The sequence below is a fragment of the Mucilaginibacter terrae genome, from assembly GCF_042679325.1.
Taxonomy (GTDB): domain Bacteria; phylum Bacteroidota; class Bacteroidia; order Sphingobacteriales; family Sphingobacteriaceae; genus Mucilaginibacter; species Mucilaginibacter terrae.
Genome location: NZ_JBHTMJ010000001.1, coordinates 305,129 through 324,013 on the forward strand (window position 1 = coordinate 305,129; position 18,885 = coordinate 324,013).

General features: G+C 41.5%; 10 protein-coding genes. 6 read left to right on the top strand and 4 right to left on the bottom strand.

Translation table 11 applies throughout. From position 1 onward, the window contains the following. Positions 1-16: 16 nt before the first annotated feature. The 3 genes from rnr to ACFQ3S_RS01300 form a co-directional block, all read right to left on the bottom strand. Positions 17-2,155 (bottom strand): ribonuclease R, encoded by a 2,139-nt coding sequence (gene rnr, locus ACFQ3S_RS01290; RefSeq protein WP_377160389.1) that lies wholly within the window; start codon positions 2,153-2,155, stop codon positions 17-19. A gap of 97 nt (positions 2,156-2,252) precedes the next feature. Then, entirely contained in the window at positions 2,253-3,983 is a 1,731-nt protein-coding gene (locus ACFQ3S_RS01295) for an ABC transporter ATP-binding protein (protein WP_377160391.1), read from the bottom strand. A gap of 70 nt (positions 3,984-4,053) precedes the next feature. Further along, positions 4,054-4,758 (bottom strand): 3'-5' exonuclease, encoded by a 705-nt coding sequence (locus tag ACFQ3S_RS01300; RefSeq protein ID WP_377160393.1) that lies wholly within the window; start codon positions 4,756-4,758, stop codon positions 4,054-4,056. 187 nt (positions 4,759-4,945) lie between these two features. Between ACFQ3S_RS01300 and ACFQ3S_RS01305 the strand changes: the two genes are divergently transcribed. Then, a complete protein-coding gene (locus tag ACFQ3S_RS01305) occupies positions 4,946-5,671 on the top strand; it encodes a glycosyltransferase family 2 protein (protein WP_377160395.1) in 726 nt (241 codons plus the stop codon). Positions 5,672-5,759: 88 nt separating this feature from the next. Here ACFQ3S_RS01305 and ACFQ3S_RS01310 read toward each other — a convergent pair whose 3' ends face one another. Further along, positions 5,760-6,254 (bottom strand): D-glycero-alpha-D-manno-heptose-1,7-bisphosphate 7-phosphatase, encoded by a 495-nt coding sequence (locus tag ACFQ3S_RS01310; protein WP_377160397.1) that lies wholly within the window; start codon positions 6,252-6,254, stop codon positions 5,760-5,762. Between the two features lie 217 nt (positions 6,255-6,471). On the opposite strand from ACFQ3S_RS01310, the gene gltB reads away from it, so the two are divergent. The 5 genes from gltB (at position 6,472) to ACFQ3S_RS01335 (ending at position 18,868) form a co-directional block, all read left to right on the top strand. After that, positions 6,472-10,995, top strand: coding sequence for a glutamate synthase large subunit (gltB, locus tag ACFQ3S_RS01315; RefSeq protein WP_377160399.1), 4,524 nt, complete (start codon positions 6,472-6,474; stop codon positions 10,993-10,995). 8 nt (positions 10,996-11,003) lie between these two features. Next, positions 11,004-12,476, top strand: coding sequence for a glutamate synthase subunit beta (locus ACFQ3S_RS01320; protein ID WP_377160401.1), 1,473 nt, complete (start codon positions 11,004-11,006; stop codon positions 12,474-12,476). A gap of 1,249 nt (positions 12,477-13,725) precedes the next feature. Continuing rightward, entirely contained in the window at positions 13,726-14,610 is an 885-nt protein-coding gene (locus ACFQ3S_RS01325; RefSeq protein WP_377160403.1) for an alpha/beta hydrolase, read from the top strand. A gap of 377 nt (positions 14,611-14,987) precedes the next feature. Continuing rightward, on the top strand, positions 14,988-17,084 hold the full coding sequence (locus tag ACFQ3S_RS01330; protein ID WP_377160405.1) for a beta-glucosidase family protein: 2,097 nt from the start codon (positions 14,988-14,990) through the stop codon (positions 17,082-17,084). A gap of 293 nt (positions 17,085-17,377) precedes the next feature. Beyond that, on the top strand, positions 17,378-18,868 hold the full coding sequence (locus ACFQ3S_RS01335) for a fasciclin domain-containing protein (RefSeq protein WP_377160406.1): 1,491 nt from the start codon (positions 17,378-17,380) through the stop codon (positions 18,866-18,868). Positions 18,869-18,885: the final 17 nt, after the last annotated feature.

Here is an 18,885-nt window from a genome sequence, read left to right on the forward strand (position 1 = left end):
GCAAGTGCAGGCAAAATTAATCCTGCACCAGCAAAAAATCAATTTGTTTTTTGGTGAGATCTACGTTTTTTACTTTAATGCGCACTTCATCGCCCAGCTGGTAAACTTTCTTTTTCCGCTGACCAATAATAGCATAGTTCTTTTCATCCCAGGTATAAAAATCGTCTGATATGTCGCGCAGGCGTATCATACCCTCACAGTTATTTTCGATGATCTGCACATACATACCCCACTCTGTAACGCCCGATATTACGCCGGTGTACATGCTGCCTATATGGTCTTTCAGGAACTCAGCCTGTTTATATTTAACCGATGAACGTTCGGCATCGGCCGCTTTCTTCTCTTTTTCGGAACTGTGCTTGCTCAATACCTCGTAATGCTCGGCATTAACCGATTCGCCACCGTTGAGGTAATGTAATAACAGCCGGTGCACCATTACATCGGGGTAACGGCGTATGGGGGAGGTAAAGTGGGTATAGTGGTCAAAGGCCAAACCGTAGTGACTGCTGCTTTTGGTCGTATAAACCGCTTTAGCCATGGAACGTATGGCCAATTGAGTGAGTACGTTTTGCTCTTTTTTGCCCTCAACATCGGCCATCAAATGATTTAATGAGCGGGCTATTTCCCTGTCCGATTTCATGTTAATTTTATAACCAAAACGAGCTGCAAATTGCGCGAAGTTACCCAGCGTTTCGGGGTTAGGCGAATCGTGGGCACGGTACACAAACGTGTATTTCTTTTTACCCTTGCCTTTTTTGCTTATAAATTCGGCCACCTTACGGTTAGCCAATAACATAAAATCTTCAATCAGCTTGTGTGCATCCTTGCGTTCTTTTACATAAACGCCAATAGGCTTACCGGTTTCATCCAGCTTAAACTTAACTTCTTTACTTTCAAAACTAATGGCACCATTTTTAAACTTAGCATCACGGAGTTTATAGGCAAGAGCGTTAAGTTTTAAAATTTCTTCAACGTAGTCACCTTCACTCGTTTCAATTACTTCCTGCACCTCTTCATAAGTAAAGCGGCGGTTGGAGTGGATGATGGTTTTACCGAACCACTCGCTTATAACATGACCTTCTTCGTTCATTTCAAATACGGCCGCAAAACAAAGCTTGTCTTCATTCGGGCGGAGGGAACATAATCCGTTCGACAGGCGTTCGGGCAGCATAGGTATTACCCTGTCTACTAAATAAACTGATGTGCCGCGATCGTAAGCTTCCTTATCCAGGGCCGAATCGGGAATAATGTAGTGCGAAACATCGGCAATGTGTACACCTACTTCAAAATTGCCGTTGTCCAGTTTTTTGTACGAGATGGCATCATCAAAATCTTTCGCATCAAAAGGGTCGATAGTAAAGGTTAGCACCTTCCTGAAATCGCGGCGTTTAGCAATTTCTTCTTTAGTAATTACATCCGATATTTCTTCGGCATCGTGCTCAACCTCGGCAGGGAAGGAAAGTGGGAAACCGTATTCGGCCAGTATGGCGTTCATTTCGGTATCGTTTTCGCCTTGTACGCCTAAAATGGTTTTAATACGGCCAATGGGGTTTTTGGCTTCAGGCGGCCAATCGGTAATAGCGGCAACGGCTTTCATTCCATTTTTTGCGCCGTTTAAATCGCCTAAAGGAATAAATATATCGTGCAGCATCTTTCTATCATCGGGGATAAAAAAGGCAAACCTTTCCGATAGTTTTACGATGCCTGTAAACTCCATTTTAGCACGTGTAATAATCTCCATTACTTCGCCTTCTTTGCGTTTGCCTTTGCTTTTAGCATATACGTACACCTTAACGCGGTCGCCATTCAAGGCATTGCGCAATTTGCGCGGGGCTACAAAAATGTCGTTCTCAAACTCGTCTTCGGTTACAATAAATGCCGAGCCATCATTGGTCATATCAACCTTTCCTTCTATAAAGGTTTTCAATTCCAGTATTTTAAATTTACCGGGGGCTATTTCCTGAAGGGTATCTTTCCTGGCTTCTTCTTTTAATATTTCGAGTATAGTTTCGCGCGATTCGGGCTCACGGATGTTGAGTTTGGCCGCAACCTGTTTGTAATTTAATGCTTCTTTCCCGTCCTGTTCAAATACATCCAACACAAGCTGTGTAAGTACTTGTTTAACAGATGGGTTTATATTTTTCTTTTTAGACATTCGTAATCTGTATGGGTGCTAATATACACAACAAACTTAATTAAGCTATGCATGCATAGTTATGGCAAAGCTAAAACACCTTATGTTGCTATCCAAATTATTGTGGAAGTGTAATTTCAGGTATGGATGCGATGAGCTTTTGCGTATAGGCTGTTTTGGGATGATGGTAGAGTTGGTCGGGTTCGGCAATTTCTTCTATTTGCCCTTTGCTGATCACCATAATACGGTCTGATATATGCTTAATTACCGCCAGGTCATGAGAGATGAAAATATAGGTTAAACCCAAGTCTTGCTGTAGCTGGCGGAGCAGGTTCAGAATCTGTGCTTGTACTGATACGTCCAAAGCCGATACCGATTCGTCGCAAATGATGAATTGCGGCTCCAGGGCCAGGGCACGTGCTATAACTACACGTTGCCGCTGCCCACCCGAAAACTCGTGCGGATATCGGTTAAAATGCTCAGGGAGTAAATTTACCCTTTGCAGCAGTTCCATTACTTTTTGGCTGCGTGTACTATCGTTACCATGGAGGCCATGCACCTGCATAGGTTCCATTAACAGTTGCCCGATAGTTTGCCGCGGATTTAAAGAAGAGTAGGGGTCCTGAAATATGATCTGGATTTGCCTGCGCATGTGCCGCAGATCGGTGGTATTCAATTGGAGCAAATTAGTATTCTTGAAAGTAATACTGCCGGATGTAGGTTCTATCAAGCGTAATATACTACGGCCAATGGTAGTTTTGCCACTGCCCGATTCACCTACCAAGCCTAATGTTTCGCCCGGATATACCTCAAAGCTTACATCGTTTACGGCTTTAATATTATTTTTTTTGGACGAAAACCAGCCGGATTTGACCGGGAACCAGGTACACAAACTGTTTACCTTTAAAATAGGTTCCTGCTTGTACAATAGCTGTTTACGTTGCCTTGCCTCCATTTCAGGATAAGCAAAATTTTCTTGTACGCTGCCAAGTGTTAAACCTGTGCCGGTTAAGTGCCCGCTATCATCAACTTTTAAAAAATCGGCTATGGTAGGTAAGGTTTTAAGATGATGGCTTGCCGATGGTCTGCAGGCTAATAACCCTTTGGTATAAGGATGTTGCGGGTTAGTAAATATGCTTTTAACCGTTGCTTGTTCAACCACAGTGCCTTTGTACATTACTAAAACCTCATCGGCCACCTGGCTTACCACACCTAAATCGTGCGAGATGAAAAGTAAGCTCATATTGCGTTCGGCTTTGAGTTTGAGTAGCAGGTCTATAATTGTTTTTTGTACCGTTACATCAAGTGCGGTGGTGGGTTCATCGGCAATCAAGAGTTCGGGGTTGCACGATAGGGCCATGGCTATCATCACACGCTGGCGCTGGCCGCCCGATAGCTGGTGCGGGTAACTATCGAACATACTCTCGGGGCGGGGAAGTTGAACTTCGGTAAAGAGGTTAATGGCTTGCTGCCTTGCTTCGGCCTTATTAAGCTTTCTATGTAGTATGATAGCCTCTGTAATTTGTTTGCCGCAGGTTAAAACCGGGTTAAGCGAGGTCATCGGTTCCTGAAAGATCATGGCTATGCGGTTACCCCGTAAACCTTGCATTTGTTTTTCGGCAGCCTGGGTAATATTGATTCCATCAAAAATAATGTCACCGCATATGCGGGTCTGCTTTTCATCCAACAGGCGCATGATACACAAGGCCGTTACCGACTTGCCCGATCCCGATTCGCCAACAATACCCAGCGTTTGGCCGTTTTTTATGCGTAATGATATTCCTTTAACCGCCTCAAACCATCCGTTTGATGTACGAAACTGAATGCTAAGGTTGTTAATTTGAAGCATAATTATAAAGAAGATCTGCGGCTCAATTATACGTTATATGAAACGGTTATTAACTGTTATTTATTATAGATTATTGATCTACAATAGTTACCTGTTCGTCGGTAATAAGCTGCTCTCCTTTAAAGCGTTTGAGCAATTGTGCCGTAGTAAGCACATCTTTCTGGCAATAAACGCATATACGCTCTAACTGGTTTTCAACCCAGTAAACGTTGCCTACCATACTTCCGTCAATGTCATCTTTGGGGGTAGGTATATTAAAAATAGCAGCCAGTAAATTTAAGGAAGTGAAATTTTTGTAATCACCGAATTTCCACAGATCCATAGTGTCGAGGTGACAAATTTCCCATGGACGTTTGCCTGCTATTTGCAACTGCACAGGTAGCTTAATGCCGTTCACCAGCATGCGACGGCATATATAGGGGAAATCAAATTCCTTGGCATTATGGCCACAAAGTATCAGTTTATCCGACATGCTGCTTAGCATACCTGCAAAGTTGGTTAATAGTTCAGCCTCATGATGCGATGCGAAGGACTTTATCCTGAAACCGCCGCCCTTGGTAAATATACCTACCGATAAGCAAATAATTTTTCCGAATTCGGCCTGGATACCCGCGTTTTTATAAAAATCTTCAGCCGTTTCTTCCTTACGCTGGTATTGTGTTTTTTTATCCCAAAGTTTTTGAAAGTGCTCGGGCAACTGATTGTAACTGCTGTATTGAGGCACGGTTTCAATATCAATTACCATTATATTATTCCAGTCCAAATTTTCGAGCATGCCGGTCAATAGTTTTATACAACTACTAAAGTAAAGCAATTTTACTAATGTTGGGGTATTGATGCTACATTTGTGTTTTTACAAATGCCTGCTTTCATCACCGGGAGCATAATTTAAACTATTCAGCCGTTTAATGCGTTTTAAAGCAATATTGTATTAAAAACCATTTGCTTTGTAATTGTTGCCTATGATTATTAATAAGTTGTCCATTATTATACCTGCCTATAACGAGGCCCGGACTATTCACCTTATTCTGGATAAAGTAAAAGCGGTAGAACTGATCAACGATATTCAAAAAGAGGTGATTATTGTGAATGATTGTTCGCGCGATAGTACAGAAGATGCTATTCTTTTATACCGGGAAACCAATGCCGGCCTTGATATACAGTACTTTAAGCATGAGGTAAATATGGGCAAGGGAGCTGCATTACATACCGGAATAGCCAAGGCCACAGGCGACTACCTCATTATACAGGATGCCGACCTGGAATACGACCCTTTTGAATATAACGACCTGCTGAAACCGGTTGTTAACGGGTTTGCCGATGTGGTGTATGGCTCACGCTTTATGGGCAGTAACCCCCACCGTATCCTGTTTTTTTGGCATACCATTGGTAACCGCTGGTTAACCTTTGCATCTAATATGTTTTCTAATATGAATTTAACCGATATGGAGACTTGTTACAAGTTGTTTAATACCAAAATGATACAAGGGGTAACCTTAACCGAAAAACGTTTTGGGTTTGAGCCCGAAGTAACCATTAAAATTGCACGCATACCGCACATACGCATTTACGAAGTAGGTATATCGTATTATGGCCGTACGTATTACGAAGGTAAAAAGATAGGTTGGAAAGACGGTGTGAGGGCTATTTACTGTATACTAAAGTATGGTATGTTTAAGGCTAAATAGATGGGTCATTATATTTCAATAAAGTAAGCATGATGATGTTAGCATTCGCAGATCATAACGCTTTAAGTTATGAATTTATGAAATCCTCCTATTTTATTAAATGCAACACCTCGCCAATGGGCTGGTCGCTATTGATCAGGATTCCGGTAACACCTGCCGCCTGGCCGGCCTCTACGTCGCGTTCGCGGTCACCTATAAAATAGGATAGGGAGGGTTCCAAATCGTATTCTTTAATTCCTCGTAACAACAAGCCCGGTTTAGGTTTGCGGCATTCGCAGGCACCAGTAAACAGCGGGTGGTGCGGGCAATAATATATATCGGTAAAGGTTACGCCGTGCGCAGCATAAGTGTTTTTTAAATGTTGGTGCATTTCGGCTAATTGTTCTTCGGTGTACCAACCCTTGTCTAAGCCGCCCTGATTGGTGGCTACAATGAGTAAATAGCCGCGTTTTTGCAGTTCTTTTAGGGCAGCAAAATTATGTTCCAGCACTTTAAAATCTTCCAGTCGGCAAACGTAATCGCCCAATTCTTTATTTAATACGCCGTCCCTATCTAAAAAAACCGCTTTGTTTTTAACATTCATTTTAGTAATATTGAAGTTCAAAGGTAAGTTAAAGCAGCCTGATATGCAGGTTAGCATGCCTCAAAAATATTCATAACCTGTTATGAAATTTGAAAAATATTTAGTTGTTAAGCTATAATATTTTGAAATTTGATAAAAAAGCAATTTTAATTTCGTTTAAATTGCTAAAACAGTATATTCGTACTAATAGCCCAACTTTACAATATTTTATTTTAAAATGGATCAAATAGAAAGTGACCAACAAGGCCTGTACAGGTCTGAATTTGAGCACGACTCCTGCGGGACGGGTTTTATTGCCAATATTAACGGCAGTAAATCCAACCAGATAATTCATGACGCCCTTACCATGCTCGAAAATATGGAGCATAGGGGAGCCTGCGGCTGCGATCCCGATTCGGGTGACGGTGCAGGCATCCTGATACAATTGCCGCATGAATTTTTAATGGAAGAGTGTTCGGATATAGAAGTGAGCTTGCCGCAGCCCGGCGAATATGGTGTGGGGATGATCTTCTTTCCAAAAGATTCGACACTGAAAAAAGCCTGCCGCAATATTATTGTTAATGCTGCCGAAAAATTAGCTATTAACCTGTTAGGGTTCCGTAAATTACCGGTAAACGCCTCTGTAATTGGCGAAACCGCCCGTAGTGCCGAGCCCGATGCCGAACAGGTTTTTGTGTCAAGGCCGTCGCATATTCATAATACCGAAGATTTTGAGCGTAAGTTATACGTACTGCGCCGTTTCATCAATAAAACAGTTAACGAAACCTTGCCTGCCGCAGTAGAGCATTTTTATTTTCCATCGTTTTCTTGCAAAACCATTGTATATAAAGGCCAGGTTACTACCTTTCAGTTACGCCAGTATTTTACCGATTTGGCCGATCCGCGATTGGTATCGGGCTTTGCCGTAATTCATTCGCGTTTTTCTACCAATACATTCCCATCCTGGAAACTGGCCCAGCCGTTCCGCTTAATTGCGCATAATGGCGAGATCAATACCTTAACCAGTAACTTAAACTGGTTCTTCAGTAGTGTAAGATCGTTAGCTTCGGGTTATTTCAGCAGCGAAGAGATGGAAATGCTATTGCCGGTGATAGACAATAACCAGTCCGATTCGGCTTGTCTGGATAATATTATTGAAATTTTACAGCACTCGGGCCGCTCTTTACCACACGTAATGATGATGCTGATCCCCGAGGCCTGGGATGGCAACACGCAAATGGACCCACTTAAAAAAGCGTTCTATGAGTACCATGCCACCATTATGCAGCCCTGGGATGGTCCGGCAGCTATCAGTTTTACCGATGGTAAACTGGTTGGTGCCTTGTTAGACCGTAACGGTCTGCGCCCGCTGCGTTATACGGTTACCACCGATGGTCGCGTAATTGCAGCTTCGGAAACCGGTGTATTAACTATTGATGAAAAGCTGGTATTAAGCAAAGGCCGTTTACAGCCCGGCAAAATGTTGCTGATTGATACCGTACAGCACAAAATTATAACCGACGAAGAGATCAAACAGGAAATGGCTTCGCGCCAGCCTTATGGCCGTTGGTTAGAAAATTACAAGATCCGTTTAGAAGACCTGCCCGAGCCGCGTGTAGCTTTTACCAGTTTAGCGCCTGAGTCAGTTTTCCGTTACCAGCAAGTGTTTGGTTATACCCGTGAGGATATTGACGGTATTATTAAACCCATGGCAACCGATGCCATGGAGCCCATCGGCTCCATGGGTACCGATGTGCCTTTGGCCGTATTGAGCGATAAGCCTCAGCACTTGTCCAGTTATTTCAAGCAGTTTTTTGCCCAGGTTACCAATCCGCCTATAGATCCTATCCGCGAGCGTTTGGTAATGAGTTTAGCTACTTTTATAGGTAACAACGGTAACCTGCTTGATGAGGATAAAATGCACTGCCATTGCGTGGCCTTAAAGCACCCCATATTACGTGACCATCAGTTAGAAAAACTGCGCAGTATAGATACCGGCTTGTTCCATGCTAAAACGTTACAAACCTATTTTAAGGCCGACGGGCATCCGGGTAGCCTGCAAAAAGGTATTGAGCGTTTATGCCGTTATGCCGAAGATGCCGTTGATGACGGTTTTGAGGTACTAATATTAAGCGACCGCGCATTGGATTCCGAACATGCGGCTATCCCTTCATTGTTAGCTGTATCGGCTGTTCACCATTACCTGGTTAAAAAGGGCCGTCGTGGCGCGGTAGGTTTGGTGGTTGAGGCAGGTGACGTTTGGGAAGTTCATCATTTCGCCAGCTTACTGGCCTTTGGTGCAACGGCTATAAACCCTTACCTGGCCCTGTCTACCATCGAAACCATGAAGAACAATAGCAGTATCGATAGTCCGCTGGATGTTAAGGCATTATCTAAGAATTATGTAAAAGCGGTTAATTACGGCCTGCTCAAAATATTCTCAAAAATGGGTATTTCAACTTTGCAATCTTATCATGGATCGCAACAATTTGAAATATTAGGACTTAACAAAGATGTGGTTGACCGTTACTTTACCGGTGCGGTTACCCGTATTGGTGGTTTAGGTTTAGATGAAATTGCCCGCGAGGCGTTAACTAAGCACAAATTTGGATTTACCACCTCCAAGGGTGAAGTGAAACTATTGCCCGAGGGTGGTATCTATCAATGGAAACGCAGGGGTGAGGCACATTTGTTTAATCCGCAAACTGTTCATTTGCTGCAACATGCTACCAGCACCAATAACTTTGAGGTTTATAAAAACTACGCCCGTTTGGTAAATGAGCAAACCGAAAAGCATTACACCATCCGTGGTTTGCTGGATTTTACGCATCACCGCGAATCTATTTCTATTGATGAGGTAGAATCTATTGAAAGCATCATGAAGCGTTTTGCCACCGGGGCCATGTCGTTCGGCTCTATCTCGCACGAAGCTCACAGTACCTTAGCTATTGCCATGAACCGTATTGGTGCCAAAAGCAACACCGGCGAGGGTGGGGAAGACGAAATGCGTTACGAAAGAATGGCTAACGGCGATTCCATGCGTTCGGCCATTAAACAAGTTGCATCGGGACGTTTTGGCGTAACCTCCAACTACCTCACCAATGCCGATGAACTACAGATAAAAATGGCACAAGGCGCTAAACCCGGCGAAGGCGGACAACTGCCCGGCCATAAGGTAGATGCCTGGATCGCTAAAACCCGTCACTCTACACCGGGTGTAGGCTTAATTTCGCCACCTCCACACCACGATATTTATTCGATAGAGGATCTGGCACAACTGATTTTTGATTTAAAGAACGCTAATCGTGCAGCACGTATCAATGTAAAACTGGTATCGAAAGCGGGTGTAGGCACTATAGCCGCAGGTGTAGCTAAGGCTCATGCCGATGTAATTTTAATTGCCGGTTATGATGGGGGTACGGGTGCATCGCCTATTAGCTCCATTAAACATGCCGGCTTGCCTTGGGAATTGGGTTTGGCCGAAGCGCACCAAACCCTGGTACGCAGTAAACTGCGCAGCCGTGTGGTTTTACAGGCCGATGGTCAGATGAAAACCGGTAGGGACCTGGTGATTGCTGCACTTTTAGGTGCCGAAGAATGGGGTGTTGCAACGGCAGCCCTGGTTGCCGGTGGTTGTATTATGATGCGTAAGTGCCATTTAAACACCTGCCCGGTGGGGGTAGCCACGCAAGACCCTGACCTGCGTAAGCTGTTTAGCGGTAAGCCCGAGCATATTGTGAACTTATTCCGCTTTTTGGCCGAGGATATGCGCGAAATTATGGCCGAGCTGGGTTTCCGTACCATACAGGAAATGGTTGGCCGTGTACAGTTTTTACGCGTTAAGGATAACCTGCAAAGCTGGAAAGCCAAGAAGGTGGACCTATCGGGTATATTACACCCGGTTACCAATGCTAAAGGCAACACACTTTATAACAGCGAAAAACAGGATCATGGTATGGAGAATATCATCGACTGGCAATTGCTGGAAACCGCACAACCTGCCCTGGCCGATAGAACGCCGGTATTCGCTTCTTTCGAGTTGAAGAACACCGACCGTACCGTGGGTACTTTGCTCTCTAACGAGATCTCTAAAAAATACGGGTCAGTTGGTTTGCCCGAAAATACCATCAATTATAAATTTAAAGGTTCGGCGGGTCAAAGCTTTGGCGCGTTTGCCGCTAAGGGTATTGCTTTTGAACTGGAAGGCGAAGCTAACGATTACGTAGGTAAAGGCCTTTCGGGTGCGCAACTGGCTATTTATCCAAAAGCAGAAGCCAGCTTTACTTCCGAAGATAACATCATTATAGGTAACGTGGCCATGTATGGAGCTACTTCGGGCGAGCTGTTTGTACGCGGTATGGCAGGCGAGCGTTTTGCGGTGCGTAACTCTGGTGCAACCGTTGTGGTGGAAGGTATTGGAGACCACGGATGTGAGTACATGACCGGTGGCCGTGCCCTTATAATCGGTAAAACAGGTCGTAATTTTGCCGCAGGCATGAGCGGTGGTTTAGCCTGGATTTATAACCCCGATAACGACTTTGCCGATAACTGCAACACCGAAATGGTTGACCTTGACCCATTGACCCAACAAGATGAAGAGCACATTATAAGCCTGCTTAAAAAGCATATAAATTTAACAGGAAGCAAGCTGGCCCAGCAATTATTAAACAACTGGGCTTCGGCATCGCTGAGCTTTGTTAAGGTATTCCCCAAAGAGTACAAGAAAGTGTTGTTGCAGCAAGAATATCAAACCATTAGCTAATTTAAGAAATGGGAAAACCTACCGGATTTCAGGAGTTTAACAGAGAACTACCCGTAAAAAAAGCGCCCGATGAGCGTGTGAAGAATTATAACGAGTTTGTTGGTTTATATAACGACGAAAAACTGAACGAGCAATCGGCCCGTTGTATGAACTGTGGTATTCCGTTTTGCCATTCGGGATGCCCGCTGGGCAATGTGATACCCGAATTTAACGATGCTGTGTACCGCCATAGCTGGGAAGAAGCGTACGATATTTTGTCGACCACCAATAATTTCCCGGAGTTTACCGGGCGTATTTGTCCGGCCCCTTGCGAATCGGCCTGTGTGTTGGGTATCAACAAGCCCCCGGTAGCTATTGAGGAAATAGAGAAGCATATTATTGAAATTGCTTACGCTAAAAACCTGGTTAAACCTGGTGCTCCCTTCATCAAAACCGGCAAAAAAGTAGCGGTGATAGGTTCGGGACCGGCGGGTATGGCTGCTGCCGCGCAGTTGAGCAAAGCTGGTCACCAAGTTGCGGTTTATGAACGCGATGATCGTCCGGGTGGTTTACTGCGCTACGGTATCCCCGATTTTAAATTGGAAAAATGGGTGATAGACCGCCGTGTAAAAGTAATGGAAGACGAAGGTATTGTATTTAAATGCAACACCGAGATTGGTAAAGATATATTGTTAGAAGAACTGCAGCGTAATAATGATGCGGTTGTGCTGGCAGGTGGTTCTACTATACCGCGCAACTTGCCTATACCGGGTCGTGAGTTTAAAGGCGTGTACTTTGCCATGGACTTTTTAAAGCAGCAAAACAAACGGGTAAGCGATACCGCTTTTGCAGTAGAAGATATTTTGGCTACCGGTAAAGATGTAGTGGTGATAGGTGGCGGCGATACCGGCTCGGATTGTGTGGGTACATCCAACCGTCATGGTGCCAATAGTGTGCGCCAGTTTGAGGTAATGATGCAGCCTCCACAAGCCCGTAATCAAAATATGCCGTGGCCGAGCTACCCCATGCTGCTCAAAACAACCAGTTCGCACGAGGAAGGCTGTGAACGTTACTGGGGAGTAAACACTAAAGAATTTTTAGGCGATGAGAACGGCAACCTGCGTGCTTTAAGAGTAACCGACGTAAGCTGGGAACTGGACGTAATGGGCCGCCCTATGAAGTTTGCCGAAGTACCCGGATCGGAACGTGAACTCCCTTGCCAGCTGGTGTTTTTAGCCATGGGCTTTTTACATCCGCAGCATACCGGTATGGTAGAGCAAGCAGGTTTGGAACTGGACGAACGCAAAAACGTGAAAGCCAAAGAAGGTGCTTACCGTACCAATGTAAGCAAAGTATTTGCCTGCGGGGATATGCGCAGGGGGCAATCTTTAGTGGTTTGGGCTATTAGCGAGGGCCGCGAAGCTGCCCGTAAGGTAGATGAGTTTTTAATGGGCCATTCGATGCTTGAAAGCAAGGATGCCGTTAGCGCTTTTGAATATTAAACAATACGCAAGTGTTAGGTGAGTTGGGTAGGTTTTAGCGCAAACAATTTTACATTTATAATTGACCAGTTAAATAGTTAGACCTCAATAATAGAATAGATGGGAGTAGTGCTTTAACCTAACCAGCTTACCTAATATAACTTCAAATAATAAAACTCTCGGTGCTGTGTGAGGTTCTTTGAAAAGATAATTGTTGTGCCGGAGACTATGCAGCATGACTTATGAACAGGAAAATAATATTTACTCATCAATAGTGGAGTTGAACCGGGGTATGAAGTAATTGAAAAACCGTTGGAATAAAAGTTAGTCAAAAATGGTTTTGCACAAATGAAAAATGCCTGTACGTTATGTAAAGGCATTTTTAAAAAAACTTTAGTTTTTGGATTTGTGATCCCTAATAAGTTCGAAAATATTTTTTTATTAGCTTATTATCAATTACCTATTTAGAAATTAAAAACTCTAATACTCAATTAAGTGCCCAATTATTAACCCTTCAAACATACAACCAATTTAGAAAATCAATATTTTTTATCGCCTTTCAAATTAATTTTTGCTTTTATAACACTTGCACAATAAGTTAATATAAAGGACGTAAAATCTATATATTCTGGCGATTAACCAGATCCAGCTAATTCCGGTGCAAATTTTCACACTACACAGTAGAGGATGGTTTGCCAATATGGGCTTGTATTGCTTCAGTAAAATAGAGAATTTAACTTCATCAGCAGTTCCTGTAAAATCTTATAGCAGTTCTATAAAGAACAACAACTAAAATGTAATATTTGGTACAGCCAATTAATTTTTGCCGGTAGGTCAGCAATAAAGCCGAATGAATTTTACGCTTCGTTTATTCTATTCATTTTATAGCAACTAATGAGATTATTTTTTTGCAAAAAAATAGCGCTTTGAAAACATTACAGTGATTAGTTAATTAGAGATAGTATTTAGTGCGATACTAATTAAAGTTTTATAGGATGTTTGATAATATTAATAAATTTGTAGAACATCACGACCAAAAGGTAATTTACTAAGTAGCAAACGAGGATCTGAGATTTGTAGATAATCAAACTTGTTGACCTGCGCAAAAGCAAATGTAAAATTAAATTTCATCAAATAGACAGGGATATAATCCTGATAACAATATATAGTGTATTAGCAAGCATATTGATGCTGAATGCTGAAGGGCGTTGCCGCCTTTAATCATTACAGCTAATTTAATTTGCAAGTACACTTTACTAAAGTGATAATAATGAAAAATGTGATTGTTATTTTAATAAATTGTACATTACTGTTGGTAACAAACTGTGGTATTATTTCTGGTAATAAGGGTTTCGTTAAAACAAAAGTTATGGTGGATAATGATACCCTTAAACAATATAGAAATTTAAGATATGCAGAAAAGCCTGAGGGTTTTGAAACAGATACATCATCAGATAGAAAGCTGGATTTGTACTTGCCTGCCAATGTATCCAAAAATAAATTTCCTGTAATTTTGTTTATACACGGTGGTGGATTTAGTGGCGGTGATAAAAAGGGTACAGAAGAAATTTGTTCTAAATTTTCAAATTCAGGCTATGCGGTTGTATCTGTAAATTATAGACTTGAGTTAAAACGGGTTAAAATAAAAGGTGCAGGCGCAGGTGATAATATGGCACTCGGACTGCCTGTAAACGGTAAATTTCATCCTGCACTTAATAAAGCTATTACTATGGCTTCTGATGATGCACTATTGGCAATAACATGGATTAAAAATAATGCCCACACTTATAAGCTCGATTCTTCGAAACTTATTATATCCGGTGGATCAGCAGGTGGAATGACGGCCTTATACACAGCTTATGTTTGTAAGAATAAAGCTTTACCAGTTAGGGCGGTAATAAATCTGTGGGGAGGTTTAGAAAATGCAGATGTTATAGGAAATAATGCTCCGCCAATAATTACCTATCATGGCGATATGGATAAAACCATTAGTGTAGATTACGCCTATGCCATAGAAAAAGCGTTTAATAATAAGAAAGATAACCATTTGTCGGAACTTCATATTATGGTTGGAAAAGGACATGCACGCTATGATTTTATTGCTGGCCAAAAAATACAGGAAATAGATCGCTTTATAAAAAAGGTATTTAATTAACAAATAAGATATTTAGTATTTAATAAGTAGGCATTTATTGCCTGTTTATTAAGCATTAAAAGCGACGTTATGTAACCTTTTATTTTTTATTGATTACTTTTTTATTGAAAAAACTTCATATTTCCACATTTGCCGGTAGTGGTATATGGCCCGGTAGACTACCGTGTACCAACACGAGCCACTACCTGAACCGGTAACCTGATTACAAAACAGGAGTTTTATTACATATTTTTTTAACCAAACACCGTAATTATTTACTTTAAACTTGGTAAAAATTTTGTTCGGAGTGTATAATGTATTTAATTTGCTAAAACGTTTTAACATCTTGCTTTGAGTAAATTGTTAAAACGTTATTTAGCCAATTATTAATTAACCACATGAAAAAAGCCTTTGTAAGTTTTGTAATCATATTCGTATGCTGCGTTTGTACGTTTGCACAAACCGGTAACTTCAAACCCTTTGTGCCTTCGGTAAACTATCAGAAAGCCTTAATAAGAGCCGAAGCTATACTGCAAAAGATGACCGTTGACGAAAAAATAGAAATGATCCGAGGCAAAGGTTTTCATATTGCAGAATTTAAAAAATATGATATTCCGGCTGTAAATTTTACAGATGCCAGTCAGGGAATACGATTAAATGCACCGTCTGATACTGCTACAGTTAATTTAACTAAAAAGTCTGTAGCATTTCCGGCGCCTGTTGCGCTGGCAGCCACATGGAATACCCGTTTGGCTTATCAGTATGCACAAGCTATAGGGGAAGAAGCCCGTTCAAAGGCTATCAATGTATTGTTAGGGCCGGGCCTTAACATTTACCGCATTTCACAAAACGGGCGAAATTTTGAATACCTGGGCGAAGATCCTTATCTGGTATCTCGTATGGTAGAAAACTACGTGGCAGGAATGCAAAATACAGGTACTATGGCAGTAATTAAACATTTTGTGGCCAACAATACTGATTTAGACAGGCGGAAAAGTAACTCTGTAATTGATGAAAGAGCTTTGCATGAAATATATATGCCAGCTTTTAAAGCGGGTATTGATGCCGGTGCCATGGGGGTAATGACCTCTTATAATTTGGTTAACGGTGAATGGGCCGGACAAAGCGAATATGTGATCAAACAACTGTTACGGAAAGAATTAGGTTTTAAAGGATTGGTAATGACCGACTGGACATCGGTATGGGATGGTGAAAAGGTAATCAAATCGGGCCAAAATTTGGAAATGCCTAACGGAGATGCCCTAAAAACAACCCGACAGTTGCTTGATGCCGGTAAAGTAAACATTGCCGATATTGATGATATGGTGAAGCATATAATGACAGCCTGTATAATGATGGGTTTTTACGATAACAAACCCTTAATTAAAGAAGAAGAAGGTAAACCATATCCCGAACATGAAGAAGTAGCTTTACAAACTGCTCGCGAAGGAATAGTGTTATTAAAAAACGAAAACGGAATATTACCGCTCAACACCGGGGCACCTGTTTTGGTTATGGGAAAGTATGTTAATAAAAATGCTTTGGGAGGAGGCTCGGCCAGGGTATTAGGATATAACAATGTGAATTTAAAAGCTGCTTTATCAGCAACATTCAACACAATTAGGTTTACCGAGCAGCTTACCGATGCCGAAATAAAAGCTGCGCCTTATATCATCTTATCTACCGGTACTAATGATGCTGAAGCCATAGACCGGCCCTTCAATTTATCGAAAGCCGAGAATGATAAGATATTGCGTATATGCAATTTAAATTCGCGTACCATTGTGGTAGTTAGTTCGGGTTCGGGTATTAATATGAACGCTTGGAAAGACAAGGCAGCTGCTATATTATATGCCTGGTACCCAGGGCAAGCAGGGCAGGTTGCCCTGGCCGAAATATTAAGCGGCAAAATTAATCCGTCGGGGAAGTTGCCCTTTACTATTGAAAAAGATTTTCATGACTCTCCCGGGTTTGGTTATGAGCCCGGCGACAGGCCTATGAATAAGAACGCGCCTAAAGACGGCGACCGTTCAAAAATTTACAATGTAAATTATAGAGAAGGAATTTTTGTGGGTTACCGCTGGTACGAGCATCAAAATATAACTCCTTTGTTCCCATTTGGTTATGGCTTATCATACACTAATTTTAGTTATGCCAATTTAAAAACCGATATAAAGAGCTTTAAAAGTAATGGTACCATTAAAGTAAGCTTCGATATAAAAAATATGGGTACGCTGGATGGTGCCGAGGTAGCTCAGCTTTATATTGCTGATAAGCATAGTACAGTTGAACGGCCGGTAAAAGAATTGAAGGGCTTTAAAAAGATACTTATTAAAAAAGGTGAGCTTACTACGGTTACTTTATTATTAACTAAACACGATTTTGAATACTGGCATCCCAAAACAAAAAGCTGGACTTTTGAACCGGGCAAATTTAACTTACTTGTTGGTAGTTCATCAGCTTTAATCAAATTAAATACTACTGTTATTTTATAATGTTACAGATAGTATAAAAAAGCAGTATCAAGGCTAAATTATAAATGTTAAAATGCATAATTTAATGAATTTAGCTTTGCCTTATAAAAATTTGACTAATGCTGTTTCAAAAAACGTGTAAAAATTTTATACAACTTGTAACAACGGCTGTAAATTTTTGATAATGCATAAAAGCATTTTTTTATTTATTGAAAATATAGTAAAAGTTCATATTCTGCTTTACAAATAAAATAAATTAGCTTTATTTGCTAAAACGTTTTAGTTTCTAAACTAAATTATTAAACCAATTATAAATGAATACAAGATTTACTTTGCAAAACTATGTTTGCGGACTTAAAAACCGTAAGCGCCAAGTACTCCGTTACGTAGTACCCGTATTGTTTTTGTTTTGTGCAATGCTTTCGGCCTGTAAAAAGGACACAAGTATTGATACTGATGAAGCCGTAAGTGTTTACAAAATTCTCCAGGAAGATATCTCTAATTTTAGCTTTATGCGTGCAGCTGTAGACAGGGCGGGTTTGGCAGATTCTTTAAATGGAAATGTTAATATAACTGTATTTGCGCCCGTTAACCAAGCATTCATAGATGCGGGTTATGCTAATGTTAACGCAGTAAAAACTGCCGATCCACTTTTGCTGCGCAGTATTGTGAGAAACCACATCGTTAATACAAAAATCGATCTGAATACAACCACAGATAAGCAGGAAATAAGCAGTGCGGTTAACCAAAAGATCGTATTGGGAAAAATAAATTTTACAACAGCCGATACGTCTTTCGCAGCCACGTTCGCTAACGGAGCCAATGTGTTAAAAACCGATGTCAAAGCTACTAACGGCAACATTCAGGTTGTTAACAGGTTGTTGATACCAAACAGCAGGACTATACTGGCTACGCTTCAGGCAGATCCAAATTATTCGTTTTTAATATCTGCCGTAACCCGTGCCAGTCAGGGTTCCACAAATTTCGTTCAACTCTTATCCGGTACGAGTGATTACACGTTGTTTGCACCAACTAATGCTGCTTTTACAGCAGTTGCCGGCGGTGTATATAACTCTGTTGCTAAAATAGCCGCAGCGGATATTAACACACTTACAACTATTTTAAACTACCATATTGTAGCCGGAAAATTTTTCGCACATGATTTACCTGCCAATACAGTAACCATTACGCCTGGCACAACGCCAACAACAATTATTATAACTAAAGTAAGAGCAACAGGCCCTAACTCGTTAGCAGGTACACGTGCTTCTGCAAATGGTGTAACTGTAAAAGGTTTTCTGGCTAATTCAGTTGCAAGTAATGGTATTATACATGGTATAACATCTGTATTATCAGTGCCCAGCAACTTAAATACTTTGCAAACTATCAATGCCAATACCAACCTTAAATTTTTATCGGCTGCTATAGTAAAGGCCAGTACAGGCACAACCAACTTTACGCAACTACTTTCGGGAACGAGCCTCAACACGGTTTATGCGCCAACAGATGCAGCCTTTATTGCTGCGGGTTATGCAAACGAAGCTGCCGTAAGTAACGAGTTAGCAGCGACGCTTACAGTTATTCTTAACAATAATATATTTAAAGGGCGCATATATGGCAGCAGTTTAGAAATAACTCCAATTTACACTTTTACTGCCTTAAGTGGAGCCAAAGCTACTGTTACGTTATCTGGCGGTTATAAAATTCTAGGAAACGGAAACACTGCTACAGCTAATGTTAACCCAGCCGATATTACCACCACCAATGGTGTTTATAATGTTATCGATCAGGTTTTAAGACCATAACGCCGCTTTCAAACCAA

Excerpts from the sequence above, each read along its gene's own strand:
- rnr (WP_377160389.1), bottom strand. The coding sequence starts at position 2,155 with ATGTCTAAAAAGAAAAATATAAACCCATCTGTTAAACAAGTACTTACA.
- ACFQ3S_RS01295 (WP_377160391.1), bottom strand. The coding sequence starts at position 3,983 with ATGCTTCAAATTAACAACCTTAGCATTCAGTTTCGTACATCAAACGGA.
- ACFQ3S_RS01300 (WP_377160393.1), bottom strand. The coding sequence starts at position 4,758 with ATGCTCGAAAATTTGGACTGGAATAATATAATGGTAATTGATATTGAA.
- ACFQ3S_RS01305 (WP_377160395.1), top strand. The coding sequence starts at position 4,946 with ATGATTATTAATAAGTTGTCCATTATTATACCTGCCTATAACGAGGCC.
- ACFQ3S_RS01310 (WP_377160397.1), bottom strand. The coding sequence starts at position 6,254 with ATGAATGTTAAAAACAAAGCGGTTTTTTTAGATAGGGACGGCGTATTA.
- gltB (WP_377160399.1), top strand. The coding sequence starts at position 6,472 with ATGGATCAAATAGAAAGTGACCAACAAGGCCTGTACAGGTCTGAATTT.
- ACFQ3S_RS01320 (WP_377160401.1), top strand. The coding sequence starts at position 11,004 with ATGGGAAAACCTACCGGATTTCAGGAGTTTAACAGAGAACTACCCGTA.
- ACFQ3S_RS01325 (WP_377160403.1), top strand. The coding sequence starts at position 13,726 with ATGAAAAATGTGATTGTTATTTTAATAAATTGTACATTACTGTTGGTA.
- ACFQ3S_RS01330 (WP_377160405.1), top strand. The coding sequence starts at position 14,988 with ATGAAAAAAGCCTTTGTAAGTTTTGTAATCATATTCGTATGCTGCGTT.
- ACFQ3S_RS01335 (WP_377160406.1), top strand. The coding sequence starts at position 17,378 with ATGAATACAAGATTTACTTTGCAAAACTATGTTTGCGGACTTAAAAAC.